A 24,651-nucleotide genomic window follows, 5' to 3' on the forward strand; every position below is an offset into this window, starting at 1 on the left:
AACATACGAACCGGCCGCAGCGGTCGGTGATCACCCTGGTCTGGTCAGGGGAACGCGGGCGCGTCCGTCCTGCCCCGTCCGGGCAGGCCCATCCAGCGCACCGAGGGCGCCCCGGTCGTGCCCGGTGCGCAGGCGTGCACGGTGCCGTCCGCCGTGGTGATCAACAGGGTCGACCCGGCGAAGCAGCAGCCGACCGCCACCGCGTCCGTCAGCCGGACGATCGTGTACGCGACACCGGTGTGGTCCACCCGGCGCACGGTGTTCCCGCCCGCCACCCAGGCGAACCCGTCGACATCGGTGGTGACCCCGCGCGCGGACGACACCAGCCGCCGCGCCGCACCGGTCGTGCCGTTGGCGAGGTCGAACTCGTGGGCGACCAACCCGCCGTCGCACACCCGGTACAGGGTGCGGGTGTCGGGGCTCCAGGCCAGCGCGTCGGTCGGGCCGTCGAGCACGGTGCACACCCGGCCGCCGAGGTCGACCCTGGCCAGCGCGTGCCCGGTGTCGAGCCACAGCCGCCCGGCCGGGTCGCACCAGATCCCGTCGCAGCTCGGCAGGTCCAGCGGGACGACCCGGCCATCGCGGCGCAGGAACGCGGGGTCACCGCCGACCACCCAACCGCCCTCGGCCGGTACGGCACCGGTGACGCGGCCGTCGAGCACCAGGGTCGCCACGTGCCGGGGGCCGAGCGGGGTCATCCGGCCCAGTTGCACGCTGCCGCCCAGTTGCGCACCACTACCCATTCGCGTGCCGCTACCCGGCCGCGCGCTGCCATCTGGTTGCATGCCGCCGCCTGGTTGCGCGCTGCCATCTGGCTGCACGCCGCCGCCTGGGTGCGTGTTCCCGCCCAGTTGTCCGCCGCTCCCCGGTTGTGCGCTGTCGCCCGGGTGTCCCGCGGCGGCTCGGGTGTCCACCCAGGACAGTTGGCGACCGGTCCAGTGCGGTCCGGCGACGCGTCTGCCGAGCAGCCCGACGCACATCCCGGCGGTCAGCTCGGTCGGCCTGATCATCGCCATCTCGCCCCCTGGTGGTCTGAACCATTAAGTGGTCTGAACCAATGTGTCCGGTGCGGGGGCGGAAAGCAAGTACCCGGACGTCCGCATTTCCAGCACCGCCCCCCACGGAAGGTAGCCGAGCGGGAACGGTGCGTGCCGGTCTTCGCGGCGAATTAGCGCACGGCGGTGAGGTGGCGTCCCACCGTCGCTGGGACAACGCCGAGCAATCCGGCGATCGCCCGGGGTCGCACGCGCAACGCGGCCGCCAACTCGGGCACCGGGTCGGTGAAGGCCATCCGCGTTGCCTCAAGGAGTGCTGAGGGCGCATCGGCAGTGCCATCGTCCGCAACGCCACTGTCCCCAGCAACGCCCCCATCGCCCGCAACGGTGCGCAGCCGTATCCCCAGTGCCCGCGCACGCCTGGTCAGGCGGTCAACGGGCACGCCGAACCGGGCCGCCACCTCAACGGGATCACGACCAGCGCAAGCCAACGCGTCGGCGGGCATCAAGAGCTCCGCGGCGAACGCCGTTGCCGACGCATGGCCCGTGCCCGACAACAGGTGCCCGAACTGCTCTGCGACTGCCCACCGCCGCTCCACCAGCGACATCGTTGCGACCACGCCGATCACGGTGTTGCCGGGCAGTTCCGCGGCGCACGGGGTGCGCGGGACCAGGGCGACCAGCACGCCCTGGTCCTCCAGGTGACCGATGAGGTTCGGCAGCGGCCCGGTGTCCACGCCCCACGCCGCCCGGACCCGGCGCGCCAGCGCGGTCGGGAACGTCGGCGGCCCGAACCGGGCGACCGGCAGGTCGACGTGCTGCCGGACCTCGCACAGCACCTCCCACAACAACTCCACCGCCGCGGCCGCCTGCTCGGCGCCGCGCGGCAAGGAGGTGCGGGCGAGGTCGAGGTGCAGCCGCGGCCTGCCCGGCTGGAAGAACGCCACCGGCACGTCGAGCGCCCTGGCCAACTCCCGCTGGACGTCGGCACCGGGGTGCGCCTGTCCGAGTTCGAACGCCTCGACATCGGCCCCGACCCGCTCGGACAGCTCGCCGACCCCGGCACCGGCCAGCCGCCGCGCCATGGTCAACCGGGGCGGGTCGAAAGGCTCACGCGGCACCGACCGGACTCCCACCTACGACGACAGCGACCGCGCCATCCTCGCCTACCGCCCGCGATCGCGCCCCCGCAGGCCGTGGGTGCGGCGGGTCAGGCCAGGTCGCGGCGGGCGTGCGGTTTCGGGCGGCGCGGTGCGGTGGGGAACAGGGTGGCCTGGCCCTCGCCCGCGGTCAGGTCCAGTTCGACCAGCCAGTCCCAGTTGACCCGGGTGCCGTCGCCCTTGCGGGTGACGCCCATGCCCGCCCAGAGACCCACCAGGCCGGCGTCCTCGTTGCCCTGCCAGGGGAGCAGGACCAGGTCGCGGCCGTCCACCCACAGCTCGCGCCTGCTCAGCAGGGCCAGTTCCTGCGGCTCGCCCTCGCCGAGCAGCTCCCGGCGCAGGTCGCTCGCGGTGCCCATCGGGCCATGCGGTCCGGACGGGGCGCTGAGCGGGTAGAGCGCCGCGTGCGGGAGCTTGAGCAGCAGCGACTGGAAGCCGCGGTCGGGCTCGATGCCGTCGACCTCGGTGCGCAGCGAGTCGGCCGTGTTCACCAGGTACTGGTAGCGGTCGGTGCCGTAGCTGACCGGGTTCGCCCAGGTGCCGCGCTCGTCGTCCTCGCGCAGGTGCTGCAGGTCGGCGGCGGCCTGGTGGCCGTCCCAGAGCCAGCGGGCGAGCACCTCGGTCAGGCGCGGGACCGGGACGGGCGAGATGAGGTGGGTGAGCCGCTCGGCCGGGTCCATCGCCGCTCCCTGGGGTCGACGCGCTACTGACCGTTATACCCCAGGTGATCGCGGATCCTGGCCGCGTACGCCTCGGCCGGGTGCTCGGCGTCGTAGGGGTGGCGCGGGCCGAGCCAGAACCGCAGGCCGTCCTTGCGGTGCCGCGGGATCACGTGCAGGTGCAGGTGCGGCACCGATTGGCTGACGATGTTGTTGATCAGCACCAGCGACCCGTCCGCGCCCAGGCCGTCCTCGACCGCCCGCTCCAGCCGCTGCGCCACGCCGAAGAACGGCACGAGCTGCTCGGCGGGCAGGTCGCTCAGGACGGTCACGTGCGTGCGCGGGACGAGCAGGACGTGCCCGCGGAAGAGCGGCCGGTGGTCGAGGAAGGCGACGACGTCAGTGTCCTCGTAGACCATGACGGCCTCGAGTTCGCCCGCGATGATTCGGCAGAACACGCATGTTTCCGACAAGGATTCCTCCACCTGGGCCGAACGTCCGAATCCATCTGGGCACAATGGCCGCGTGACCGTTCCAGACTCCCCCTACCGGGTCCGGCGCACGCCCACCCAGTATCGGGCCAGCCGCCAGATCGAGCGGATCCTCGACGCCGCGGCCAGGGTCGTCGCGGGCAAGGGTTACGCCGCCACCACCACAGCGGACATCGCCAAGGCCGCCACCGTCTCGATCGGATCCGTCTACCGCTACTTCCCCGACAAGACCGCCGTCATGCGCGCGGTCGTCGACCGCAACACCCGCCGCTTCCGCGACCGCGTCCTCGCCGACCCCACGCCCGTCCGCACGTGGCGCGCCGCGCTGGACCGGGCCTACGCGGTCTATGTGGACATGTGCCGCACCGAGGAAGGCTTCCGCGCCATCAGCGGCGCGGGCCTGGCCGCAGGCGAACTCGAACCCGCCGACGACACCAGGGACCCCCTGTCCGAAGCCTTCGCCACCCTCCTGATCCGCCACTTCGCCTTCCCCGACACCCCCGCCCTCCGCACCACCCTCCTCCAATGCACCACGCTCGCCGACGTCCTCACCCGCCTCGCGTTCCGCCTCTCGCACACCGGACACCAGGACACCCTCGACCAAACGCGAACAATCATCGAAAACCTGGTAGCCACCCACGAGCCCCCACGACCGTCCTAACCAGAACCCCCTTCACCACCCCACTCCACCCCTAGGCGCCGCCCACCCAGTGCCGCCCCACACGCCCCGGCCCTGTTGCGTCCCCTCTCGACCGCTCGTCTCAGGCCGACCAGCTGCCCTACGCCAGCCCGCCCCCAACGCCCACTCGACGCGGCTCCGCCCCGCACACCCTCGACCTGCGCACTGGCCACCCACGCTTGTCCCTTACGCCAACGCCAGCTTCCGGCCCGAAGTCGGCTGACGCTGGCCACGCGCCCCGACCGGGCCTAAGCCCTGCCCTGCCCGCTAGCCCCGTGTCTTGACTGTCGCCTCAGGCCCGCTCTTGCCCCGTGCGAGCGAGCCTCGCGCCCCGACTGTGGCTTCAGCCCCACGCTGGCCGCTAGCCCCGTGCAAGCCTCTTACCCCGCCGCCAGCCTCTTACCCCGCCCAGCCGCCTCGCGCGCACGCGGTCCCGACCCTGCCCAGCCCCCACCCACACCGGGGGGCGTCCCAGTGCCAGTCTATCGGCACCCCCCGACAAAAGATCTTCACACAAGCCGCCCAAGATCCACATGTGGATAACTTCTGTCGCTGAACCGGGTGAAGTTCGGAAGGTCAGCGAGCGGCAGGAATCGGCGGATCGGCAGGTCGGGGGATCGGGGGCAGGCGAATCGGATTCGGTTTGGGTGGGGTGGGGGGAGTGGGTGCCGAACCGGGGGGAGGGGTGGGGGCGGGAATCGGGGGTGGGGTTCGGCGGGTGGGTCGGAAGGGGTGGGGGACGGCTCATTCTGGGTGGGAGCTGAGGAGAGTGCGGGATGAACAGTCTGGCCACCATGGCGGTGCACGCGGGGCGCGAAGACCTCGCGAAGCTCGGCGTGCATGTCCCCCCGATAGACCTGTCGACCACCAACCCGATCCCCGACATCGACTCCGGTGGCGCTGCCTACGAGGCCCTCGCTACCGGCGGCCTACCGCCTGCCGAGGGTGGGCTGGTCTACCAGCGGCTGTGGAACCCCACCGTCGCGCGGTTTGAGGCGGCGTTAGCGCAGTTAGAGGGGGCCGAGCAGGCCGTAGCGTTCGGTTCCGGGATGGCGGCGTTGACTGCGTGTCTTACTGCCACCGTCGCCGCAGGGAAGCCTCATGTTGTGGCGGTGAGGCCGCTCTATGGCGGTTCGGACCACGTGCTCGCTAGCGGACTTCTAGGCACAACAGTCACCTGGACGACCGCTGACGGCATCGCGGCTGCGTTGCGTAAGGACACCGGGCTCGTCCTGGTCGAAACTCCGGCCAACCCCACCCTCGACCTGGTTGACCTAACTGCCGTGACAGCGCAAGCCAACGGCGTTCCCGTCATCGTGGACAACACCTTCGCCACGCCGGTCTTGCAGCGTCCAATCGAGCACGGCGCCACGATGGTCCTGCACTCGGCGACCAAGTACCTCGGTGGACACGGTGACGTCATCGGTGGCGTTGTCGCTACCTCCGCCGAGTGGGCCACCAAGCTGCGGCAGGTACGAGCGGTCACCGGCGGCCTGATGCACCCGCTCGCCGCTTACCTGCTCCACCGTGGATTGCAGACCCTCCCGATCCGGGTCCTAACGCAGCAGGACAACGCCAAGAGGCTGGCCGCCTGGTTGTCCGACCACGAGTACGTGCAGCGGGTCTACTTCCCATCAGGCCCTCTTGTCGGCACCCAGATGTCCGGCCCCGGCGCGATGATCGCCTTCGGCGTCGCCGGCCTGGACGAGGCCGCGCGGACGGTGTCCGCCGTCCGGCTGATCACGCACGCCGTGTCCCTCGGCGGCGTCGACACCCTCATCCAGCACCCCGCGTCGCTCACCCACCGCCCGGTCGAGGCGTCGGCCAAACCGCACGCGGCCGTGGTGCGAATGTCGGTTGGGCTTGAGCACGTCGATGACATCCAGGCCGACCTGGACTACGCGCTCAAGGAAGCCCACCGCTGACCTAAGTTCGGGGAGACCGATCCGAAGCAGAGGGACGCAGGACACGCATGGGCCAGCCAGCCGACATCGACGCAACCGACCTCGCCATCCTGCGCGAGCTGCAACGCGACGCCCGCTTGCAGAACAAGGAACTCGCCTCGATAGTCGGCGTGGCCCCGTCGACAGCGCTGGAGCGGGTGCGTTCGCTACGGCGACGGGGTGTGCTCACCGGCTTCCACGCGACGGTAAGCCTCGCCGCGCTCGGTAGACCTATCAGCGCGTTGTTGTCGGTGCGGGTAAGACCTCACAGACAGCGCGTGGTCGAAGAGTTCAAGGCTTTCGTGTTGGAGCAGCCGGAGACAGTCTCGCTGCTGCACGTCGCGGGTCCTGACGACTACCTCATCCAGGTAGCCGTACCGGACACCAGTCACCTGCAGCAGCTGCTGATCGCCAGGTTGCTCAACCGCACCGAGGTGGTCTCGGTCAACACGATGCTCGTGTTCGAGGCCATCACGAATCCGGTTCAGACTCCGACCCCTTGAAACGTGAAACGGCCGGGCCTACAGCAGGCCCGGCCGTTCCGCGTTCACGTGCTTAGTTGCTGCCGCGCTTCGCCCGGCGCGCGGCGAACAGGGCGCCACCGCCACCCAGGACCAGCAGGCCGCCGATGGCCAGCGGGAGGCCGACGTTCGAGCCGGTGTCCGGCAGGTCGTTCGGGTTGGTGGTCGTGGTCGGCGCGATCACGGTGCTGGCCGTGGTCGGCGCGGACGACGACGGCGTCGTCGAGACGGTCGTGGTCGAGGTCGGCTTCGTCGTCTCGGACGGTTTCGAGGTCGTGGTGGTGTCGATCTTGCACGCCTTCACGTTCGCGACCTCGTGCAGCTCCCACTCGGGCTTGTTCGGGTCCGGCGTGATGTCGATGTCGAACGTGATCTTGTGGTCGACGGAGCCGTCCAGCGTCCACGACTTGCGCGCGAACCCGGCCTTGAAGGTCTCGCTGACGAGCGTCTTGTCGCCGTCCTTGACCACGACCGTGTTCTTCACGTTGTCAGAGGGGTCGTACGCGGAAGCCTCGACCCAGGCGGTCGTGACGCCGGTCTCCCGGTCGCACTGGGCGCCGTAAGACGGCGTGTGCGCGCTGGCGGTGCCCGCGAACAGCGGCAGGGACAGGCCCGCGACAGCGGAGATGACGGCGACTCGGCCCGCGGCACGGAGCCAGTCGCGGGAGAAGGACATGCGCAAGGGAACTCCATCCTCAGCAGGGCGTCCGTGGCCCCCGACACGAACGAGTCACAGTCGAGCCACCGACGGTGGTGCGCCGTGAGAGTAGTCACCCCTTTGGGTGGAACTTTCGTCGGGTGGGTACCTAACGTGCAGCGTTTACCCGGTCGATACCTGGGCGCCCATCACCCGCAGGTGTGGGAGCATCGATATGTGTCTTCTTTGTGTCATTGACATCACTCCACCCCCATGGGTCATTCGGGTGAGGTAGACAGACAGTACGAACACACCGTGTCATCACCACCGGTCTCAACCCGGTGAGGACACCGGCCAATCGGGTGATCACGATGAGCCAGCCCTGCCAGCAGTCACCACCGTCCGACCTCAGCGAGATCGACGACCTGCTCCGGTCGGTCGTCTCGGACGGCTTCACCGTCTACCTGTGCGGGGGCGCCGACCGGCCTGAGGCCATCGTCGCCACCTACGCCTGGGAGACCCACGTCGACTACGTGGTGATCAAGGACGCGCACGACGTGACCGCGGCGAGATCGCGGCTGGTGCGGGACTGGGACGTGTTCACCACCGAGTCCGTGGTCTGGTCGTACCAGGGCCACGCCCGCTGGGCGCTGCGCGCGATCCTCGACCTGCTGCCGCCGGAGCACCCCAACGCCCCGCACGAGGACTACCCGGCGCCCGCCAGCCTGCGCGTTGACCCTGCCTTCCTGAGCTCCGTGTCAGTGCGCTCACCTCGTCTAGGGCTCGTCGCCCGGCGTGCCATGCGACTGCGTCTAGCCGCTAGAGAGCGCTAGTCAGGCGCCCCCTGTGATCGGGATCGCGGCTCCACTGAGAGCGATCACAGGCGGTCGCGAGGACCATCAACGGAATGAGACGAGTCCTGACCGCGCTAGCGGTAATCGCTGCCGCCGTCGCTTGGGTCGCCTGGGACGTGCCGGTAGCGCTAGGAAGGCGACCGCGCGGGAACAGGGTCACCAAGTCACCCCAGTACCGAGATGGTGCGTTCCGGAACCAGGCCCCACCGACACCGGTGGAACCGGACGCCATGCGCAACACCCTGCGCGCGCTGAGGCAGAACAAGGGCCTGCGCAAACCCTCCGGGCCCATCCCCGTCGTCGAGCCTCTAGCTCCCGTCGACACCGGCCTGCACATCACGTGGCACGGTCACGCGACCAGCTTGGTAGAGCTAGACGGCTCGCGAGTGCTGCTGGATCCGGTGTGGAGTGACCGAGTCTCCCCATCGCGGCTCGTTGGTCCGCGACGGCTGCACAAGCCCCCGCAGCGCATAGAGGCCCTCCCGAAGCTGGACGCCGTAGTCATCTCCCATGACCACTACGACCACCTCGACCTCGCCGCGATCCGTGCGCTGGTACGCACCCAGGACGCGCCGTTCGTCGTCCCGCTGGGTATCGGTGAGCACCTAGAGCGCTGGCGAGTCCCAGCCGACCGGATCATCGAACTCGACTGGCACGAGTCGATCGAGATCGGCGGGGTAACCCTGACTGCGACCCCCGCCCAGCACTTCTCGGGTAGGGCGTTCAAGCGCGATGGCACCCTCTGGGCGTCCTGGGTCGTGGCCGGTCCTAGGAACAAGGTCTTCTACACCGGGGACTCCGGCTACTTCGCGGGCTACAAGGAGATCGGCGAGCAGTACGGCCCGTTCGACGCGACCCTCGTGCAGATCGGCGCCTACGCGCCGGGCTGGCCGGACATCCACATGACACCCGAGGAGGGCCTCGACGCCCACGTCGACGTGCGCGGCGAGCTGCTGATCCCGGTGCACTGGGCGACGTTCTCGCTCGCGCCGCACCCGTGGGCGGACCCGGTCGACCGGCTGCTCGTCGAGGCCGAGAAGCGCGGCGTCACCGTGGCCATCCCCAAGCCGGGCGAACACGTCGACGTCGCCCTGCCGCCCAAGCTCGACTACTGGTGGAAGGACTGCTAGATCGTCACGCCCAACCGCACCAGGGCCCGGGCGAAGGCGTGCTCGCCGCTGTAGGACCACGGTAGAGCCGACGGTCGGTTACCCACTCGCTCCAGGTGCCAACGGGCACGGTCTGGCTCACCGGACTCCAACATGGCCCACCCGAACAGGTTGTGGACGTCTTTCGCGTAGACGCCGGAGGCGGACCCCTTGGAGTCCGCCTCCCGCAACTCGGCGCGTAACTCGGGGGTGAAGTAGCGCGCGTTGAGCTTCACGTACGCCCACGCACTACCTTCGGCGATGAACCTGTCGCCCTCGTTGAGCAGGTACTCGGCGTGCGCCGTAGGCAACATCGCGACCAGGGGACTACCGGGCGCGGCCTTGGCCACTGTGTCCCGCGCGAACGAGAACATCTCCTCGTGCGACCCGCCCCACTTCAACGCGAGAGTCTGCAACCGCCCGGCGTGCGCGGGATAAGAGGTCGGACAGCGCTGCATCGCCTCTAGCCATACGAAGTCCCGCTGCGGCTGGTCTAACCGCATCCCGCGCGCGTACCGCTGCAACTCCACCCACGGCGTCGCGTCGTCCGGAGCCAGCCGGGCCGCGGCCATCAACGGGTCGCGGGCCTCGCGCAGTCGAGACGAGAACAGCTTCAACCGCTCCTCCCCGACCCCACGCGCCGTCCCGCCGCCGCGGATCTTCCACGCCTCCGAGATCAGCGTGCTCCCCAGCCACAGCAGCACATCCGCGGCCGTCGCCTGGTCCACCTCGTCGGCGGTGAGCAGCTCGCGGATGTCGGTGGACTGCCCGATGGCCGCGTCCGCCAGCGCCCGGACGCGTTGCGTGCGCGTCTCGTGCTCCGCGCGGCTCTCCCGCAACAGGGCCAGCGCCGCCTTGCGGTGCCCGTCGACCACGGCGTCCACCCCGACGTCGAGGGCGAAGTCGTCCCAGCACCGGTCCAGCACCAGGTGCTCGGCGAGCGCGGCGGCCTCCGCCTTGGCCTTCCTGCGACCGAACAGTCCCATGCGGGCAGCGTAGTCACCGCCCGTCGCGGGTTAGGCTCGGTTCGTGCTCACCTTCCGCCGCGCCACGATCGCCGACGTGGACACCCTGGTACCACTGGTCGAGTCCGCCTACCGGGGCGAGGCGAGCCGGGTCGGCTGGACGACCGAGGCCGACCTGCTCGACGGCCAGCGCACCGACCCCGACGGCGTCGCCGAGGTCATCACCGCGCCCAAGAGCGCCGTGGTCATCGCCGAACAGGACGGTGCCGTCGTCGCCTGCTGCCACGTCGCCGAGGTCGACGGCGCCGGGTACTTCGGCATGTTCGCCGTGGACCCCACCAGGCAGGCGGGCGGCATCGGGCGGCTGACCCTGGCCGAGGCCGAGCGCGTCGTCAGCCAGGACTGGGGGCTGCCGGAGCTGCGGATGAAGGTGCTGACCGCGCGCGAGGACCTCGTCGCCTGGTACGTCCGGCGCGGGTACGAGCGGACCGGGCTGCTCATCCCGTTCCCGTACGGCGACGACCGCTTCGGCCAACCGCGGCGCACGGACCTCGCCTTCGAGCTGCTCACCAAGCGCCTGCCCTGACCGCCTCGGTGGCCGCGCTGATCACGCCAGTGGTGAGTTGGTCGCGGTCAGTGTCGGATGCACGCGACTCCGCCGATCGCGCCAGTGGTGAGTTGGTCGCAGGCAGTGTCGGATGCACGCGCGACAATGGGTCCGTGCCCTCGATCCACGACCACATCGCCGGACACCTCGATCCCCGCGGCCGCGGCCTGCTCCCCGGTGGGGACGAGCTGCCGGACGCCCAGATCGACCACCGGCGGGGCGGTGGCCTGGTCCCCTGGTCGGACGGCACCGCGCTGACCTACCACCCGGCCGACGTCACCACCGACCTGCCTGCGCTGGTCGCCGCCGCCATCACCGGTGGTGACCACGGCCCGCTCTACACCGCGCTGTGCGAGCGGGAGGTGCTCGCCGAACTCGACGAGGTCCTGGCCGGAGTGCGCGCACTCGGCGAGCCGGAGGCGGTGCGCGAGCTGGGCAGGCGGCTGGCGACCGAGTCGGAGCACCGCGCGCCGGTCAAGTTCGGCATCGCCCTGCTCGGGCTCGGCGCGGGGCCCGGCGACCTGGACGTGCTGCTGCTGTTGGGCAAGCACGAGGAGTTCACCCCGTTCGCCTTCACCGCCGTCGAGGCGACGCAGCCCGATCCGGAACCCGCGCTGCTCACCCTGGCCGACGGGGTCGAGGGCTGGGGGCGGATCGGCGTGGTCGAGCGGTTCGGCGACGGCACCGGGCCCCGGCTGCGGGAGTGGCTGCTGCGCGGCGGTTTCCGCAACACGGTGCTCGACGGGTACCTCGCGCACCGGGCCGCCACCGTCGGTGGGCTCGTGCCCGCGCTGTCCGCACCCGATGTCGACGACGAGCTGCTCGACGCCGCCGCCGACATCCTGTGCGCGCTGATCGAGGGCGGACCGGCCGAGGACATCGACGACTACAACGATGCGCCGATCGCCCTGTCGTTGCTCATCGGGCACCTCGCCCGGCGCGCGGACCGGCTGCGCCACTTCGTCACGACCGCCCGGGTCGAGGAGTTCCTGTCCGGCCCCGGCTGGGAGCAGCGCTACACGACCGGCTGGGACCTGGCCCGCCACGACACCCTCGTGCGCGGCTGCCGCGACCTCATGGCCGAGCCCCGCTGGCGCGACCTCACCCACACCGACCTCGACGCCACCGACGACCGCGCCTTCCACGACGCCTGTTACGCGGCCACCGCCCTCGGCATCGACCGCTTCCCCGCCAGCCTCCGCCGCGCCCGCACCCCGGCCGACTGGACCGGCCTGCTCGCCCAGGCCACCTCGGAACGCCTCCCGCGCATCCTCTCCCTCGCCTCGGACGTGCTCCCGCTGGCCGAACTCGGCACCGGCCCGGACGACATCCCCGGCATCGGTGCCCGCTGGACCGACCACGCCGTCCTCGATGTCGTGGTCACCGCATTGCGCGACTTCCCCGGCCAGGGCGTCGAGTTCGTCCTGACATCGCTACGGTGCCCGGTCGTCCGCAACCGTGTGATGGCGGTGCGAACGTTGACGGGCTGGGGGCCGGAGTCGTGGCAGCCGGAGGTCCAGTCAGCCCTGCGCACAGCGGTGGCGGCGGAGCCGGACCCGACGGTGCGGGAGAGCATGGCGCAGCTCCTGACCCACTGAGCCTTGCGCCGCCCCCCGTCTTGGGCGACTTGCGGCTGGCGGGCCTCGACCGCGGGGTCGGATCTGCGTTACCCCTGCTCAGGGCGCAGTCGCCTGCTCGTCAATTCACCCGGTTCAGCGACAGAAGTTATCCACATCTGGATCTTCGGCGGCCTGTTTCAAGATCTTTTGTCGGGGGGTGCCGATAGACTGGCACTGGGACGCCCCCCGGTGTGGGTGGGGGCTGGGCCGGGTCGGGACCGCGTGCGCGCGAGGCGGCTGGGGTGGGGTAAGCGGGCGGGGTGGGCTAAGGCTTGGCGTGGGGCGCAGGGGTGGCGCGTGGGGGTAAGAGGTGGGATCGGGGGCCGTGGCGTCGTTGGGCTGGATCCCGAGGGCGGTTGAGTGAATGGGTTGGTTCGGGGGTCGAGTTGGGTCGGGGCCGCTCTACTTCGAGGGCTGGGGCTGCGGGCGGGGCGTGGAGTCGTTCGGGGAGTGGGGCCGCTTCGGGCGTTGAGTCCGGGGGTGGGTGGGTGCGGAGGCTCCGGCAAGGCGGTGGGGGTGGAGATGGGCTGTCACCCGGATGCGCGTACCGGCGGGTAACATGTGGGTATGGCGAAGCGGCAGGTCAGTGCGACTCGGGTGGTGGGGGTGGGGGCCGGTGAGTTGTTCGAGATGTTGGCGGACCCGGCTCAGCACCCGGTGATCGATGGGTCGGGGACGGTGGTCGGGTCGCGGAGCGCGGGGCCGCGGCGGTTGGGGTTGGGGGATCGGTTCGGGATGGAGATGCGGATCGGGGTGCCGTACAAGATCTTGAACACGGTGGTGGAGTTCGAGGAGGGCACGAGGATCGCGTGGCGGCACTTCTTCGGGCACCGGTGGCGCTGGGAGCTGCGCGACCTGGGTGACGGGCGCACCGAGGTGACCGAGACGTTCGACTGGTCCACGGCCAGGGCGGGGTTCCTGCTGGAGTGGGTCCGGTTCCCGGCCAAGAACCTGCACGGCATCCGGGCCACCCTGGACCGGCTCGCGGAGCGCTACCCGGCCCGCGGCTGAGTTGTCAAGCAGGGGTCACCCGGTGGTGTCACCATGGACGCATGACAGTTCCGCAAGAGCCTGACCCGCGGCGGACCCAAGCCCTTCCGGTTGACCGGGACGACCAGTACGTCCGTCCCGCCGCCCAGGAGGAAGTGGTCAGCGAGCGGGTCGAGGACAGCTACGCCAGCAGGCTGCGCACCGTGCGCATGGTGTGCTCGGCGATCACGTTCGTGGTCGGTCTGTTCGCGGTCGTCCTGGTCGCGCAGATCATCCTGGTCCTCGCCGAGGCCAACCCCCGCAACGGGTTCGCCTCGTTCGTCGACGGGTTCTCCTCCGGGGTGTCGCTCGGCTTCGACGGCCTCTTCACCCCGAGCTCGGAGAAGGCGGCCGTGCTGTTCAACTACGGCACCGCCGCCATCGTGTGGCTCCTCATCGGCGCCGCCCTCACCTACCTCATCCGCAAGTTCGCGCTGCCCGGCCCCCGACGGGAGGTCCGGTACCGGCGCACCGTGGAGTGATCGACCGCGGTGCCGCAGGTCTTGGCCGTGTCCCGCACGACACGGCCAAGACCTTTGCGCGCACCAGGTTCACAAGATCGAACCGCGCTGAGCAGCCCCCGATACACAGCCTACCGGGACGCGCCGACGGGAACGGTCGGTTGATGGTGGGCCTGTGGACAACCTTGGCGGGACCACGAGATCTTGTGCACAACTGGCTGTGGAGAACTCCGGTAGTTGTGGATAACTAGATCCCGACCACCGCGAAGGTGTCCGGTGGGAGGGTCAGGGACTCCGGGGAGCTGGAAACCCCTTCTGCGGCAAGCAGGACCGACGTGACTCGCAGCGCGACGGTCACTGGTGAGGTGCTCAGGTTGACCGCCACTCGCAGCGGGCCTCGGTGCAGCAACAGGAAACCGTCGCGGTCCTCGACGGTGAAGCGGTCGAGGCGTGGGTCGGCTAGTTCGGGGTGCTTGCGGCGCAACGAGATCAGTGCTCGGTAGGTCTCCAGCACCGCTCGGTGATCGGCTGACGCGAGCTCGGACCAGTCCAGAGTGGACGCTGTGACCGTACTGGGGGACATCGGGTCCGGGACTTCCGACTCGCCCCAGCCGTGGTCGGCGAACTCTCGGCGGCGGCCTGTTCGCACTGCCTCGGCCAGGTCCGGGTCGGGGAAGGAGGCGAAGAACTGCCACGGGGTGCCTGCCGCCCACTCCTCGCCCATGAAGAGCATCGGGGTGTACGGGGAGCAGAAGACCAGCGCCGCGCCGCACAGGACGCGGGCGGGGGACACCGTTGCGGTCAGGCGGTCGCCGGTCGCGCGGTTGCCGATCTGGTCGTGGTTCTGCAGGTAGGCCAGGAATCGGTGCCCGGGCGTCGTGCGGACGTCAACGGGGCGGCCGTGCGTGCGTCGGCGGAACGACGACCACGTGCCCGCGTGGAAGAACGCCGAGCGCAACGTTGTGGGCAGTTGCCTGTCGAAGTCCTTGTAGTAGCCGGAAGTGTCACCGGTGAGTGCGACATGCAGAGCGTGGTGGATATCGTCGCACCATTGCGCGTCCAGGCCGAGGCCGCCCGCCGCGCGCGGGGTCACCAGCCGGGGGTCGTTCAGGTCCGACTCCGCGATCAGCGACAGCGGCCGCCCCAGTCCGGTCGCCAGCGCCTCGACCTCGACCGCCAGTTCCTCCAGCAGATGTGTCGCGCGAGTGTCCACAAGGGCGTGTACGGCGTCGAGCCGCAGCCCGTCGACGTGGAAGTCGCGCAGCCAGCCGAGGGCGTTGTCGATGACGTACCGGCGGACCTCGTCGGAGTCCGGCCCGTCCAGGTTGATCGTCGGACCCCAGATGTTCTTGCCCGCGAAGTACGGCCCGAACCGGTCCAGGTACGCGCCGGACGGACCGAGGTGGTTGTAGACGACGTCCAGGACCACCCCGAGCCCGCGCGTGTGGCAGGCGTCGACGAACCGCTTGAACCCGTCCGGCCCGCCGTAGGGCTCGTGCGCCGCGCCCCACAGCACGCCGTCGTACCCCCACCCGGCCACCCCGTCGAAAGCGTTGACCGGCAACACTTCCACGAAGTCGACGCCGAGCGACACCAGGTGGTCCAGCTTCTCGACCGCCCCGTCGAACGTCCCCGCCGTGGTGAACGTCCCGATGTGCAGCTCGTAGATGACCCGCCCGGCAACGGGACGCCCCGTCCACGCCGAGTCCGTCCACTCGTACGCCCGGTGCTCGTACCGCCGCGACGGCCCGTGCACACCATTCGGCTGCCACAGCGACCGCGGGTCCGGCAGTGGCGTGTCGTCATCGTCCACAAGGAACGCGTAGTCCGTGCCCGGCCCGGCGCCGGGAACCTCGGCGTGCCACCAACCCCGGTCGTCGCGGGCCATCTCATGCCACGCACCGCCGACGTCGAGCCGCACCCGCGACCGCTGGGGTGCCCACACGCTGAACGGCTCGGCCATCACGCCCCCCGCACCAGGAGCGCCACCGGGTAGTCGGCGAGCGTGTCCGCCAACCGCCCGTCCGTCGCCCGTCCTGTCAGCTGGTCCACCCACTCGCCCGCGGGCAGGTCCAGCACCGTGTCCGCCCACCCCGGCAACGTCGCGGGCAGCCGGGTCGCCACCGCGATGAGGCCCGTCCGCTCGAACGCGACCACGTGCCGCGCGGCGGAACCGTTGGCGTACAAGGGCGTGTACCCGGTGAACAGCGACGGCCGCTCCCGGCGCAACCGCAGCACGGTGCGCACCAGGTGCAGCTTCACCGCCCCTGTCTCGTCGATCGGCGGTGGCCACCCCGAGGCCAGCTTGGCCAACAGCTCCGCTCGGTCGGCGAAGTCCACCGGCCGCCGGTTGTCCGGGTCCACAAGGGACAGGTCCCACAACTCCGTGCCCTGGTACACGTCCGGCACGCCCGGCCCGGCCAGCTGCACCAGCTTCTGCCCCAGCGAGTTCGACCACCCGTGCGGCGCGATCCGCGACGCGAACGCCTTCACCTCGGCCAGCAGGCCCGGGTCGCCGAGCACCGCGCGCGGCCAGGCCCGCACGGTCTCCTCGAACTCCTCGTCGTGCTCGGTCCACGACGTGCGGATCTTGGCCTCCTTCGCGGCCTTGTCCAGGTACGCCGAGAGCCGGTCCGGGTTGATCGGCCAGGCCCCCAGCAACGTCTGCCACGCCAACAGGTTCAGCGACGGCTCGGGGATGCCGCGCCGCGCGGTCCACCCCCGCACCGCCTCGGCGAACTCGTCCGGGATCTCGGACAGCACCGCCATCCGCGCCCGCACGTCCTCCGACCGCTTGGTGTCGTGGGTGGACAGCGCGGTCATCGCCAGCGGGTGCGTCGCCTCCCGGTGCGCCTGCGCCGCGTGGAACTCGTCGACGCTCACGCCGAAGTGCGACGGGTCGCCGCCGACCTCGTTGAGGGCGGCGAACCGGGTGTACCGGTAGAACGTGGTGTCCTCGGTCCCCTTGGCCACCACCATCCCCGACGTCTGCTGCAGCCGGGTCGCCAGCTCACCCCCGGCCCGCATCTGGGTGTCGATGGCGTCCAAGGCCGCCCCCAGGTCCGGCCGCCGCGATCGCGCCCTGGCCAGGGCCGCGGTCAGGTACTCGACCCCCTCCGGCAGGTACGACCGGTACACCGGGAACGACACCATCAACTCGGCCACGGCGGACCGGGCGAGCTCACCGTCCACACCGGTCACATGCGAGGCGATGCGCCGCACCTCGGCCGCCAGCGACTGGGAGGTGATCAACCGGCGGGACTCGTCCACCACCGCCGAGTAGTCCGTCGGCACCCCCAGCGAGTCCGCGAGTTCGGTGAACGCCCCCTCGGCGCTCTGGTCGACGAACACGCCGCACACCTCGCGCAGCGCGTCGTACCCCGTCGTCCCCGCCACCGGCCACGACGAGGGCAGTTCCTCGCCGGGTTCCAGGATCTTCTCCACGACGATCCAGCACCTGGCCCGCTCGGCCAACCGCCGCACGTACCCGCCGGGATCGGCGAGACCGTCCGGGTGGTCGACCCGCAACCCCTGGACGTCACCCTCGCTGACCCACCGCAGCACCTCGCCGTGGGTCGCGTCGAACACCTCCTCGTCCTCGACGCGCACGCCCGCGAGCGTTGTCACGTCGAAGAACCGCCGGTAGTTCAGCTCCTGCCCTGCCCGGCGCCAGTCGATCAGCCGGTAGTGCTGCCGGTCGTGCACCTCGGCAGGAGTGCCCTCGCCCGTTCCAGGCGCGATCGGGAAGGTGTGGTCGTAGTACCGGAGCACGTCGCCGTCGACGCTCAGCGCGGAAACGTCCTCATCAGACCCGAGCACCGGCAGCAGAACCGGGAACGACTCGATGTCGAAGTACCGCGCGTACCGCGAGGCCGGACCGTGCGACAGCACGTCCCACCACCACTTGTTCGTCGACGGCACCTCCACCGCCATGTGGTTCGGCACGATGTCGACGACGAGGTCCAACCCGGCCCCGCGCAAGCGCTCCACCAGCGCTCGCCGCCCGGTTTCCCCACCCAGCTCCGGATTCGCCTGCGACGGGTCCACCACGTCGTACCCGTGCGTGGACCCCGGCGTCGGCGTCAGGATGGGCGAGGTGTAGAGCGCCCCCACGCCCAGATCGGCCAGGTAGTCGACGATCACGGCGGCCTCGGCGAACCCGAAACCCGGCCGCAGCTGAACGCGATAGGTCGACCGCATCACTCGCTCCCGGTGCGTCGCAACACGATGAGGGACCTCGACGGCAGGAGCAGCTCGCTCTTGCCCGAGAACGTGCGGGGCAGCGGGGGCGAGACCTCGCCGGTCGCGGTGTCGAGCACCACTTCCCACTCCGCGCCGTAGTCGCCATCCGGGACGATGGCGGCGATGTCCTCGTGGTGGGCGTTGAAGCACAGCAGGAACGAGTCGTCGGTGACCCGCTCCCCGCGCGTGTCCAGGTCGGGGATTCCCTCGCCGTTGAGGAACGTCACGACACACCGGCCGAACCCGGATTCCCAGTCCTCGTGCGACATCTCCTGCCCGGAGGGGGTGAACCAGGCGATGTCGCGCAGCTCGTCGCCGCGCCGGATCGGCCTGCCCGCGAAGAAGCGGCGCCGCCGGAAGACCGGGTGCCGCGCGCGCAGCGCCACCACCCCGGCGGTGAAGTCGATCAGGTCGGAGTGGGTCTCGGCCAGCGACCAGTCCACCCAGGACAGTTCGCTGTCCTGGCAGTAGCCGTTGTTGTTGCCGTCCTGGGTGCGGGCCATCTCGTCGCCGTGCAGCAGCATCGGCACGCCCTGCGACAGCATCGTGGTGGCGATCATGTTGCGCCGCTGCCGCGCCCGCAGGTCGTTGACCTCGGCGTCGTCGGTCGGCCCCTCGGCGCCGCAGTTCCACGACCGGTTGTCGTCGGCCCCGTCGCGGTTGTCCTCGCCGTTGGCCCCGTTGTGCTTCTCGTTGTAGGAGACCAGGTCGTTGAGGGTGAACCCGTCGTGCGCGGTGACGAAGTTGATCGACGCGAACGGCTTGCGGCCGTCCTCCTGGTAGAGGTCGGACGAGCCGGTGATGCGGGAGGCGAACTCGCCGAGCGTCGCGGGCTCGCCGCGCCAGAAGTCGCGCACCGTGTCGCGGTACTTGCCGTTCCACTCCGTCCACAGTGGAGGGAAGTTGCCGACCTGGTAGCCACCGGGCCCGACGTCCCACGGCTCGGCGATCAGCTTGACCTGGCTGATCACCGGGTCCTGCTGGACGATGTCGAAGAACGCCGAGAGCCGGTCCACGTCGTAGAACTCGCGGGCCAGGGTCGCGGCCAGGTCGAAGCGGAACCCGTCGACGCGCATCTCGGTGACCCAGTACCGCAGCGAGTCCATGATGAGCTGCAACGTGTGCGGGTTGCGCACGTTCATCGAGTTCCCGGTGCCGGTGTAGTCCATGTAGTAGCGCTGGTCGTCCTCGACGAGCCGGTAGTACGCCTCGTTGTCGATGCCGCGCATGGACAGCGTCGGCCCGAGGTGGTTGCCCTCGGCGGTGTGGTTGTAGACCACGTCGAGGATCACCTCGATGTTCGCCTCGTGCAGCGTCCGCACCATCGCCTTGAACTCCGCCACCTGCGCGCCCTGGGCGGTCTGCGCGGCGTAGTCGGCGTGCGGGGCGAAGAACGCGATCGTGTTGTAGCCCCAGTAGTTGCGCAGCCCGCGCTCCTGCAACCCGTGGTCGTGCAGGAACTGGTGCACCGGCATCAGCTCGATCGCGGTCACCCCGAGCCGCTGCAGGTGCTCGATCACCGCCGGGTGCGACAGCCCGGCGTAGGTGCCGCGCAACTCCTCTGGCACACCGGGGTGCCGCATGGTCAGCCCGCGTACGTGCGCCTCGTAGATGACGGTCTCGTTGTAGGGCGTCTTCGGCGGCCGGTCGTTGGCCCAGTCGAAGAACGGGTTCACCACCACGCCCTTGACGGTGTGCGCCGCGGAGTCCTCGTCGTTGCGCTGCTCCGGCTCGCCGAAGGTGTAGCCGAACACCGACTGGTCCCAGTCGACCTCGCCGCCGACGGCCTTGGCGTACGGGTCGAGCAGCAGCTTGGTCGGGTTGCACCGCTGGCCGGACGACGGGTCGTGCGGGCCGGTGACCCGGTAGCCGTAGTACTGGCCGGGCAGCACCCCCGGCAGGTAGCAGTGCCAGACGAACCCGTCGACCTCCGGCATCCGCACCCGGTGCTCGGTGCCGTCGGCGTCGAACAGGCACAGGTCGACCCGGCTGGCCGCCTCGGAGAACACGGCGAAGTTGGTGCCCGCCCCGTCGTAGGTGGCGCCGAGCGGGTAGGGGGTTCCAGGCCAGGGCCGCACACGGTCTCCTCGTTCTTGCCCGGCCGCGGGGTACGGCGCGAGGCGGTCACATCTCGGGGTCGCGCGGTGCCAAGCCTATGGGGACCAGGGGTCGGGCCGCAGGATGGCGAACGGGCGCGGACCGCAGGTCGAGCCGTTGATCAGGGCCGCTGTGGGCGGTGTCACCGATCGGGTCAGCCGCCGTAGCCCCAGTCGCCCCAGCCACCCGGGTACGGGGGCCAGGTGAACCGCGGCCGCTCCTCGCGGGTGATCGTGACCACCTTGGTCTGCACGGTGGGCACCTCGATCACCCCCGTTGCGACGCCCATCGGCATCGGTGCCATGCCCTGGGTGGTCGTCGGCACCGTTGTCATGGTGACCGCCGCCGGGGTCGGGCTCGGGTCGGCGGTGGACGACCCGGTCGAGAGCAGCACGGCGGCCCCGCCGATCAGCACCGCCCCGGCCATCAGGCTCGCGTGCACCAGCCGCGACGGGGTGCGCCGCGCGTGCGGTTCGTCGACGAAGTCCATCGGCGCCTGGGCGGTCACGTCCCGCCGGACGGGCCGTGGTGCGGGCGAGGGCGCCTGCACGGGGTCCGAGCCCGCCGCGGTGGCCAGCAGCCGGACGCACTCGGCGGCGTCCGGCCGGTCGTCCGGCTCGCGCCGGGTCATCGCGGTGATCACCTCGGCCCACGCGGTCGGCAGCCAGTCCGGGATCTCGGGATCGCGGGTCAACCGGGCGATCGCCGCCTCGATGTCGGACCCCTCGTACGCGGTCGCGCCGGTGAGGCACTCCAGCAGCACGAGCCCGAGGGAGTAGATGTCGCCCGCCGGACCGGTCAACTGCCCGCGGACCTGCTCGGGCGCGAGGTAGGCGGCGGTGCCGACGCAGTGCCCGGTCGAGGTCAGCCTGGCCCCGCCGAGAGCACGCGCGATGCCGAAGTCGGCCAGGTAGCAGGCACCCTCGTCGTCGATCAGCACGTTGGACGGTTTGACGTCGCGGTGCACGATCCCGTTCGAGTGCACGTAGCCGAGGATGTCGGCCAGCCGCGCCCCGAACGCCGCCACGTCGGCGGCGGGCAGAGACCCCCGGTCCAGCCGGTCGCGCAGCGTGCCGCCCTCGACCAGGTGCATCACCAGGTACGGGTGCTCGTTGTCCACCGCGACGTCGAACACGCGGACCACACCCGGGTGCGACAACCCGGCGAGCAACCTGGCCTCCGTGTCGAGCCTGGCGACGGTCCCGCCGTCCGCCTTCGGGTGGAAGAGCTTGACCGCCACCGGACGACCCAACCGGGTGTCCACCGCGCGGTGCACGTCCGCCATGCCCCCCGAACCGATGAGCTCGCCGACCAGATAACGGTCGTCGAGCAACGTCGGCGTCCCCATCGCACCTCCCGCGCGTTTCGCCCCGTCCGGAGTTACCCGACCCCCACTCGGCGCAAACGTCGTGCCCAATGGGTGGATCCCGCGCATGGCTTGACCCGATCGGGGGTACCAGGGCGGGGACTCATCTGGATGGGTCGCCCACCACGAGGAGGTAGCCATGTCTCTCGAAGACGACGACATCCGCAGCGGCCACACCGCGGGAGCCGACGGTGGCGCTGGTTCAGACCACGGCGCCAAGGACGGCGGCGCGGGCGGCGACGGCGGTGCCGACGGTGGTGCTGACGGCGGCGCGGGTGTCGCCGACCACGGCGCGTCCGGTGCGCCGGGTGGCCACGACGGCGGTGCGGACGGTGGCGCTGACGGTGGTGCCGGATCGGACCACGGTGCCGCGGACGGCGGTGCGGGCGGCGACGGCGGCGCGGATGGCGGTGCCGACGGCAGCGCCCGATGACAGCCAGTCCCCTGCCCCCGGTCGGGTGGTCCAGCACGGACCGCCCGGCCGTCCGGCGCTGCGTGGGGGTCGAGCCCGATGAGTTCGCCGCCGCGTTCTGGGGCGCCCGGCCGCTGCTGACCCCGGCAGGCTGGCTGCCCAAGGGGTTCGACGACCTGCTGACCCTCGCCGACGTGGACGAACTGCTGTCCCGGCGCGGCCTGCGGACCCCGTTCCTGCGGGTCGCCAAGGACGGCGCGGTGCTGTCGTCGAACCAGTTCACCTCGGGTGGCGGGGTCGGCGCGGAGATCGGCGACCAGGTCGCCGACGACAAGGTGGCGCGGCTGTTCGACACCGGCGCCACCGTGGTGCTGCAGGGGTTGCACCGGCTGTGGCCGCCGCTGATCGACTTCGCCGGGCAGTTCGGTGTCGACCTGGGGCACCCGGTGCAGATCAACGCCTACATCACGCCACCGTCGTCGCAGGGGTTCGCGGCGCACTACGACGTGCACGACGTGTTCGTGCTCCAGGTCGCTGGCCAGAAGCGGTGGCGGGTCCACGCGCCCGTGCACCACGATCCGCTGCGCGGCCAGCCGTGGGACCAGCACGCCGGCGCGGTCGCCGCTCGCGCGCTCGAGGACCCGCTCATCGAGGAAATCCTCAACCCCGGCGACGCCCTGTACCTGCCTCGCGGCTACCTGCATTCCGCCACGGCTTTGGGTGAGGTGTCCGCGCACCTCACGGTCGGGGTGCATGTTCTGACCCGGTACACGCTGGTCGAGGCGCTGCTGGGGTTGGCGGGACGCGACGACGACTTGCGCGCGACCCTTCCCCTCGGCATCGATGTCGCTGATCCGGACCAGGTGGCGCCGCACCTCGACGCGACGGTTGAGGCATTGGCGCGCGTGTTGCGGGAAACGCCGGTGGACGAGGTCGTCCGCCGGGTCAGGGACCGGGTGTGGCACGGAACACGGCCGGAGCCGATGGGGCCGTTGGCACAGGCTGCTGCCGCGCAAAATGCGGGCACGGGGTCGTGGGTGCGATTGCGGGCGGGGCTGCGGTACCGGTTGCGCGAAGACGGTGATCAGGTCGTTGTCGAGGTCCCCGGTGACGAGTTGACCTTGCCGTCGAGCACCGGTGCGGCTGTGCGCGCACTGTTGTCCGGCGAACCGTGCGTCGTGGGCGAATTGCCCGACCTGCCGGTGGCCGACCAGGCAGTCCTCGTGCGCAGACTCCTGCGAGAGGGAATCCTCGTCCCCTGTGACCGCTGACCAGACCGTGGAGCGCTGCGCCGACGGCTGCCTCCGCCGAGGCGACCCCCTCGGCGCCAGCGCTCCGCCGGTCCGGCACTGGGTCCTGGTCGAACAACCGGGTCCGTGGGGCCCGCACCCGTGGCGGGACTCGTCGTTGCCGGACGAGGTCGTGTCCGCCATTGCCGCGCAGGCTGAGGCGGTGCACGCGCGGGTGCTGTTGATTCGCCGCCCAGGTCGCGCGCGGGAAGGTCTACGGCGGTGGGCGTTCGTCGAGTCGACGCCCGGGCGGGAACGCACGTGGTGGAGTTCTTACAGCGATCCCCTTGAGTTGGCGGACCTCGGATTGACCGAGCCGCGCGGTGAACTCTCGTTGGCGCCGATCTACCTGGTGTGCGCACATGGCCGCCACGATGCTTGTTGCGCGATCCGTGGCCGACCTCTTGCCGCGGCTCTGGCTTCGGTGCGCCCGGAGGAGACGTGGGAGTGCACACACGTCGGCGGGGATCGGTTCGCGGGCAACATGGTCGTACTGCCACACGGCCTCTACTACGGCCAGGTCCCCCCTGGGTCGGCGGAGCGGATCGTCCACCAGCACGAGGCCGGATTCCTCGACCTGGCCCACTTCCGCGGCCGAACAACGTACGCGGCCCCGGTCCAGGCCGCCCAAGACCTGGCCCGCGCGGAATCCGGCGACACCCGCCTCGACTCCTTCCCACCCCAGTCGGTCCGCCACACCGGCCACGAACAATGGGAAGTAACCCTCGACGGCGCCACCCTGGAAGTCCGAGCCACCTTCCACCGCAGCGACACCCCACTGACCTGCTCGGCAACGGTCCCCGCAGCAGTGAGAAGCTTCGAACTGGTGCGCTGGCTGTCGAAGCCTCAGTGACCCTGCTGCGCCAGTGCGTGCGCCCGGGTGACCTGCTTGCGCGCCATCACCCGCCATACGACCAAGTTGGATCGGAGGACACCGCTCGCCGGTAGTACTCAGTCCAACAGCTCCCCGGGACCGCAATGCCCCACCTCGCGCAGCGTTGTCCCACTGACCTGAAGTGCGTCCAAACCCGCCGCCGAACTCTCTCGGCACAGCAGGAGAACACGGTCACCGGAGTCCGTGCGAGTGCCTCGGTCCGCCGATCTCTTGATCCTCTGGCAATCCTCGGGTGCCCCGGTTGTCGGCTGCCAATTCGCTGGGCCGTTCGTTTCAGCATGGCGCGATTGGGTGAGAAGCTTCGAACTGGTGCGCTGGCTGTCGAAGCCTCAGTGACCCTGCTGCGCCAGTGCGTGCGCCCGGGTGACCTGCTTGCGCGCCATCACCCGCCATACGACCAAGTTGGATCGGAGGACACCGCTCGCCGGTAGTACTCAGTCCAACAGCTCCCCGGGACCGCAATGCCCCACCTCGCGCAGCGTTGTCCCACTGACCTGAAGTGCGTCCAAACCCGCCGCCGAACTCTCTCGGCACAGCAGGAGAACACGGTCACCGGAGTCCGTGCGAGTGCCTCGGTCCGCC

The 24,651-nt window shown here is 70.6% G+C and carries 22 protein-coding genes; 12 read left to right on the forward strand and 10 right to left on the reverse strand.

Annotated elements, in window-relative coordinates; translation table 11 throughout:
• Positions 1–44: 44 nt before the first annotated feature.
• The 4 genes from CLV68_RS08470 to CLV68_RS08485 form a co-directional block, all read right to left on the reverse strand.
• Positions 45–1,016 (reverse strand): SMP-30/gluconolactonase/LRE family protein, encoded by a 972-nt coding sequence (locus CLV68_RS08470; RefSeq protein WP_121389895.1) that lies wholly within the window; start codon positions 1,014–1,016, stop codon positions 45–47.
• Positions 1,017–1,168: 152 nt separating this feature from the next.
• Positions 1,169–2,116, reverse strand: a complete 948-nt coding sequence (locus CLV68_RS08475) for a M78 family metallopeptidase domain-containing protein (protein WP_147459919.1) — start codon at positions 2,114–2,116, stop codon at positions 1,169–1,171.
• An 89-nt stretch (positions 2,117–2,205) separates the two neighbouring features.
• On the reverse strand, positions 2,206–2,835 hold the full coding sequence (locus CLV68_RS08480; protein ID WP_121389897.1) for a hypothetical protein: 630 nt from the start codon (positions 2,833–2,835) through the stop codon (positions 2,206–2,208).
• A 23-nt stretch (positions 2,836–2,858) separates the two neighbouring features.
• A complete protein-coding gene (locus CLV68_RS08485) occupies positions 2,859–3,287 on the reverse strand; it encodes an HIT family protein (protein WP_121389898.1) in 429 nt (142 codons plus the stop codon).
• A 52-nt stretch (positions 3,288–3,339) separates the two neighbouring features.
• On the opposite strand from CLV68_RS08485, the gene CLV68_RS08490 reads away from it, so the two are divergent.
• From CLV68_RS08490 to CLV68_RS08500, 3 genes are all read left to right on the forward strand, one after another.
• Positions 3,340–3,966, forward strand: coding sequence for a TetR/AcrR family transcriptional regulator (locus tag CLV68_RS08490; RefSeq protein WP_170224157.1), 627 nt, complete (start codon positions 3,340–3,342; stop codon positions 3,964–3,966).
• Between the two features lie 794 nt (positions 3,967–4,760).
• On the forward strand, positions 4,761–5,909 hold the full coding sequence (locus CLV68_RS08495) for a trans-sulfuration enzyme family protein (RefSeq protein WP_121389900.1): 1,149 nt from the start codon (positions 4,761–4,763) through the stop codon (positions 5,907–5,909).
• Between the two features lie 47 nt (positions 5,910–5,956).
• Complete coding sequence (locus CLV68_RS08500) at positions 5,957–6,430, forward strand: Lrp/AsnC family transcriptional regulator (RefSeq protein WP_121389901.1); 474 nt, start codon at positions 5,957–5,959, stop codon at positions 6,428–6,430.
• Between the two features lie 52 nt (positions 6,431–6,482).
• Here the strand turns inward: CLV68_RS08500 and CLV68_RS08505 are convergent, their stop codons facing one another.
• Positions 6,483–7,124, reverse strand: a complete 642-nt coding sequence (locus tag CLV68_RS08505) for an LPXTG cell wall anchor domain-containing protein (RefSeq protein ID WP_121389902.1) — start codon at positions 7,122–7,124, stop codon at positions 6,483–6,485.
• Positions 7,125–7,456: 332 nt separating this feature from the next.
• On the opposite strand from CLV68_RS08505, the gene CLV68_RS08510 reads away from it, so the two are divergent.
• Positions 7,457–7,918: a hypothetical protein gene (locus CLV68_RS08510; RefSeq protein WP_147459920.1), complete on the forward strand. Its 462-nt coding sequence runs from the start codon at positions 7,457–7,459 to the stop codon at positions 7,916–7,918.
• Positions 7,919–7,992: 74 nt separating this feature from the next.
• The gene (locus tag CLV68_RS08515; RefSeq protein ID WP_121389904.1) at positions 7,993–9,069 is read left to right on the forward strand and encodes an MBL fold metallo-hydrolase; all 1,077 of its coding nucleotides are present in this window, start codon (positions 7,993–7,995) and stop codon (positions 9,067–9,069) included.
• On the opposite strand, the gene CLV68_RS08520 is transcribed toward CLV68_RS08515, so the two are convergent.
• Positions 9,066–10,073 carry a hypothetical protein gene (locus tag CLV68_RS08520; protein ID WP_121389905.1) on the reverse strand — a complete coding sequence of 336 codons (1,008 nt, stop codon included), beginning with the start codon at positions 10,071–10,073 and terminating at the stop codon, positions 9,066–9,068. The genes CLV68_RS08515 and CLV68_RS08520 overlap by 4 nt on opposite strands.
• Positions 10,074–10,116: 43 nt before the next feature.
• Here CLV68_RS08520 and CLV68_RS08525 point away from each other — a divergent pair, with 43 nt between their 5' ends.
• The 4 genes from CLV68_RS08525 (at position 10,117) to CLV68_RS08540 (ending at position 13,789) form a co-directional block, all read left to right on the forward strand.
• Positions 10,117–10,638, forward strand: coding sequence for a GNAT family N-acetyltransferase (locus CLV68_RS08525; RefSeq protein WP_121389906.1), 522 nt, complete (start codon positions 10,117–10,119; stop codon positions 10,636–10,638).
• Between the two features lie 134 nt (positions 10,639–10,772).
• Positions 10,773–12,257 carry a hypothetical protein gene (locus tag CLV68_RS08530; protein WP_121389907.1) on the forward strand — a complete coding sequence of 495 codons (1,485 nt, stop codon included), beginning with the start codon at positions 10,773–10,775 and terminating at the stop codon, positions 12,255–12,257.
• A gap of 588 nt (positions 12,258–12,845) precedes the next feature.
• Positions 12,846–13,289 carry an SRPBCC family protein gene (locus tag CLV68_RS08535; RefSeq protein WP_121389908.1) on the forward strand — a complete coding sequence of 148 codons (444 nt, stop codon included), beginning with the start codon at positions 12,846–12,848 and terminating at the stop codon, positions 13,287–13,289.
• Between the two features lie 41 nt (positions 13,290–13,330).
• Positions 13,331–13,789 carry a hypothetical protein gene (locus CLV68_RS08540; RefSeq protein WP_147459921.1) on the forward strand — a complete coding sequence of 153 codons (459 nt, stop codon included), beginning with the start codon at positions 13,331–13,333 and terminating at the stop codon, positions 13,787–13,789.
• A 226-nt stretch (positions 13,790–14,015) separates the two neighbouring features.
• On the opposite strand, the gene treZ is transcribed toward CLV68_RS08540, so the two are convergent.
• From treZ to CLV68_RS08560, 4 genes are all read right to left on the reverse strand, one after another.
• Positions 14,016–15,731 (reverse strand): malto-oligosyltrehalose trehalohydrolase, encoded by a 1,716-nt coding sequence (treZ, locus tag CLV68_RS08545; RefSeq protein WP_121389910.1) that lies wholly within the window; start codon positions 15,729–15,731, stop codon positions 14,016–14,018.
• Entirely contained in the window at positions 15,731–17,968 is a 2,238-nt protein-coding gene (gene treY / locus CLV68_RS08550; protein WP_121389911.1) for a malto-oligosyltrehalose synthase, read from the reverse strand. Before treY ends, treZ begins: the two co-directional genes overlap by 1 nt.
• Positions 17,968–20,088 carry a glycogen debranching protein GlgX gene (gene glgX / locus CLV68_RS08555; protein ID WP_121389912.1) on the reverse strand — a complete coding sequence of 707 codons (2,121 nt, stop codon included), beginning with the start codon at positions 20,086–20,088 and terminating at the stop codon, positions 17,968–17,970. Before glgX ends, treY begins: the two co-directional genes overlap by 1 nt.
• 173 nt (positions 20,089–20,261) lie before the next feature.
• A complete protein-coding gene (locus CLV68_RS08560) occupies positions 20,262–21,455 on the reverse strand; it encodes a serine/threonine-protein kinase (protein ID WP_170224160.1) in 1,194 nt (397 codons plus the stop codon).
• A 157-nt stretch (positions 21,456–21,612) separates the two neighbouring features.
• Here CLV68_RS08560 and CLV68_RS08565 point away from each other — a divergent pair, with 157 nt between their 5' ends.
• From CLV68_RS08565 to CLV68_RS08575, 3 genes are read left to right on the forward strand one after another with little or no spacing between them, the layout of a single operon-like run.
• Positions 21,613–21,906 carry a BatC protein gene (locus tag CLV68_RS08565; RefSeq protein WP_121391056.1) on the forward strand — a complete coding sequence of 98 codons (294 nt, stop codon included), beginning with the start codon at positions 21,613–21,615 and terminating at the stop codon, positions 21,904–21,906.
• The gene (locus CLV68_RS08570) at positions 21,903–23,156 is read left to right on the forward strand and encodes a cupin domain-containing protein (RefSeq protein ID WP_121389914.1); all 1,254 of its coding nucleotides are present in this window, start codon (positions 21,903–21,905) and stop codon (positions 23,154–23,156) included. The genes CLV68_RS08565 and CLV68_RS08570 overlap by 4 nt, the downstream gene beginning before the upstream one ends.
• The gene (locus CLV68_RS08575; RefSeq protein ID WP_170224162.1) at positions 23,146–24,027 is read left to right on the forward strand and encodes a ferredoxin family protein; all 882 of its coding nucleotides are present in this window, start codon (positions 23,146–23,148) and stop codon (positions 24,025–24,027) included. Before CLV68_RS08570 ends, CLV68_RS08575 begins: the two co-directional genes overlap by 11 nt.
• Positions 24,028–24,651 lie beyond the last annotated feature (624 nt).

The sequence above is a fragment of the Actinokineospora cianjurensis genome (assembly GCF_003663795.1).
Classification (GTDB): Bacteria; Actinomycetota; Actinomycetes; order Mycobacteriales; family Pseudonocardiaceae; genus Actinokineospora; species Actinokineospora terrae.

Bases quoted from the DNA above. Each gene is read 5' to 3' on its own strand.
- CLV68_RS08495 (WP_121389900.1), top strand. From the start codon at position 4,761: ATGAACAGTCTGGCCACCATGGCGGTGCACGCGGGGCGCGAAGACCTC.
- CLV68_RS08565 (WP_121391056.1), top strand. From the start codon at position 21,613: ATGTCTCTCGAAGACGACGACATCCGCAGCGGCCACACCGCGGGAGCC.
- CLV68_RS08505 (WP_121389902.1), bottom strand. From the start codon at position 7,124: ATGTCCTTCTCCCGCGACTGGCTCCGTGCCGCGGGCCGAGTCGCCGTC.
- CLV68_RS08480 (WP_121389897.1), bottom strand. From the start codon at position 2,835: ATGGACCCGGCCGAGCGGCTCACCCACCTCATCTCGCCCGTCCCGGTC.
- CLV68_RS08570 (WP_121389914.1), top strand. From the start codon at position 21,903: ATGACAGCCAGTCCCCTGCCCCCGGTCGGGTGGTCCAGCACGGACCGC.
- CLV68_RS08540 (WP_147459921.1), top strand. From the start codon at position 13,331: ATGACAGTTCCGCAAGAGCCTGACCCGCGGCGGACCCAAGCCCTTCCG.
- CLV68_RS08520 (WP_121389905.1), bottom strand. From the start codon at position 10,073: ATGGGACTGTTCGGTCGCAGGAAGGCCAAGGCGGAGGCCGCCGCGCTC.
- CLV68_RS08510 (WP_147459920.1), top strand. From the start codon at position 7,457: ATGAGCCAGCCCTGCCAGCAGTCACCACCGTCCGACCTCAGCGAGATC.
- CLV68_RS08515 (WP_121389904.1), top strand. From the start codon at position 7,993: ATGAGACGAGTCCTGACCGCGCTAGCGGTAATCGCTGCCGCCGTCGCT.
- treZ (WP_121389910.1), bottom strand. From the start codon at position 15,731: ATGGCCGAGCCGTTCAGCGTGTGGGCACCCCAGCGGTCGCGGGTGCGG.
- CLV68_RS08470 (WP_121389895.1), bottom strand. From the start codon at position 1,016: ATGGCGATGATCAGGCCGACCGAGCTGACCGCCGGGATGTGCGTCGGG.
- CLV68_RS08535 (WP_121389908.1), top strand. From the start codon at position 12,846: ATGGCGAAGCGGCAGGTCAGTGCGACTCGGGTGGTGGGGGTGGGGGCC.
- CLV68_RS08560 (WP_170224160.1), bottom strand. From the start codon at position 21,455: ATGGGGACGCCGACGTTGCTCGACGACCGTTATCTGGTCGGCGAGCTC.
- treY (WP_121389911.1), bottom strand. From the start codon at position 17,968: ATGCGGTCGACCTATCGCGTTCAGCTGCGGCCGGGTTTCGGGTTCGCC.
- CLV68_RS08500 (WP_121389901.1), top strand. From the start codon at position 5,957: ATGGGCCAGCCAGCCGACATCGACGCAACCGACCTCGCCATCCTGCGC.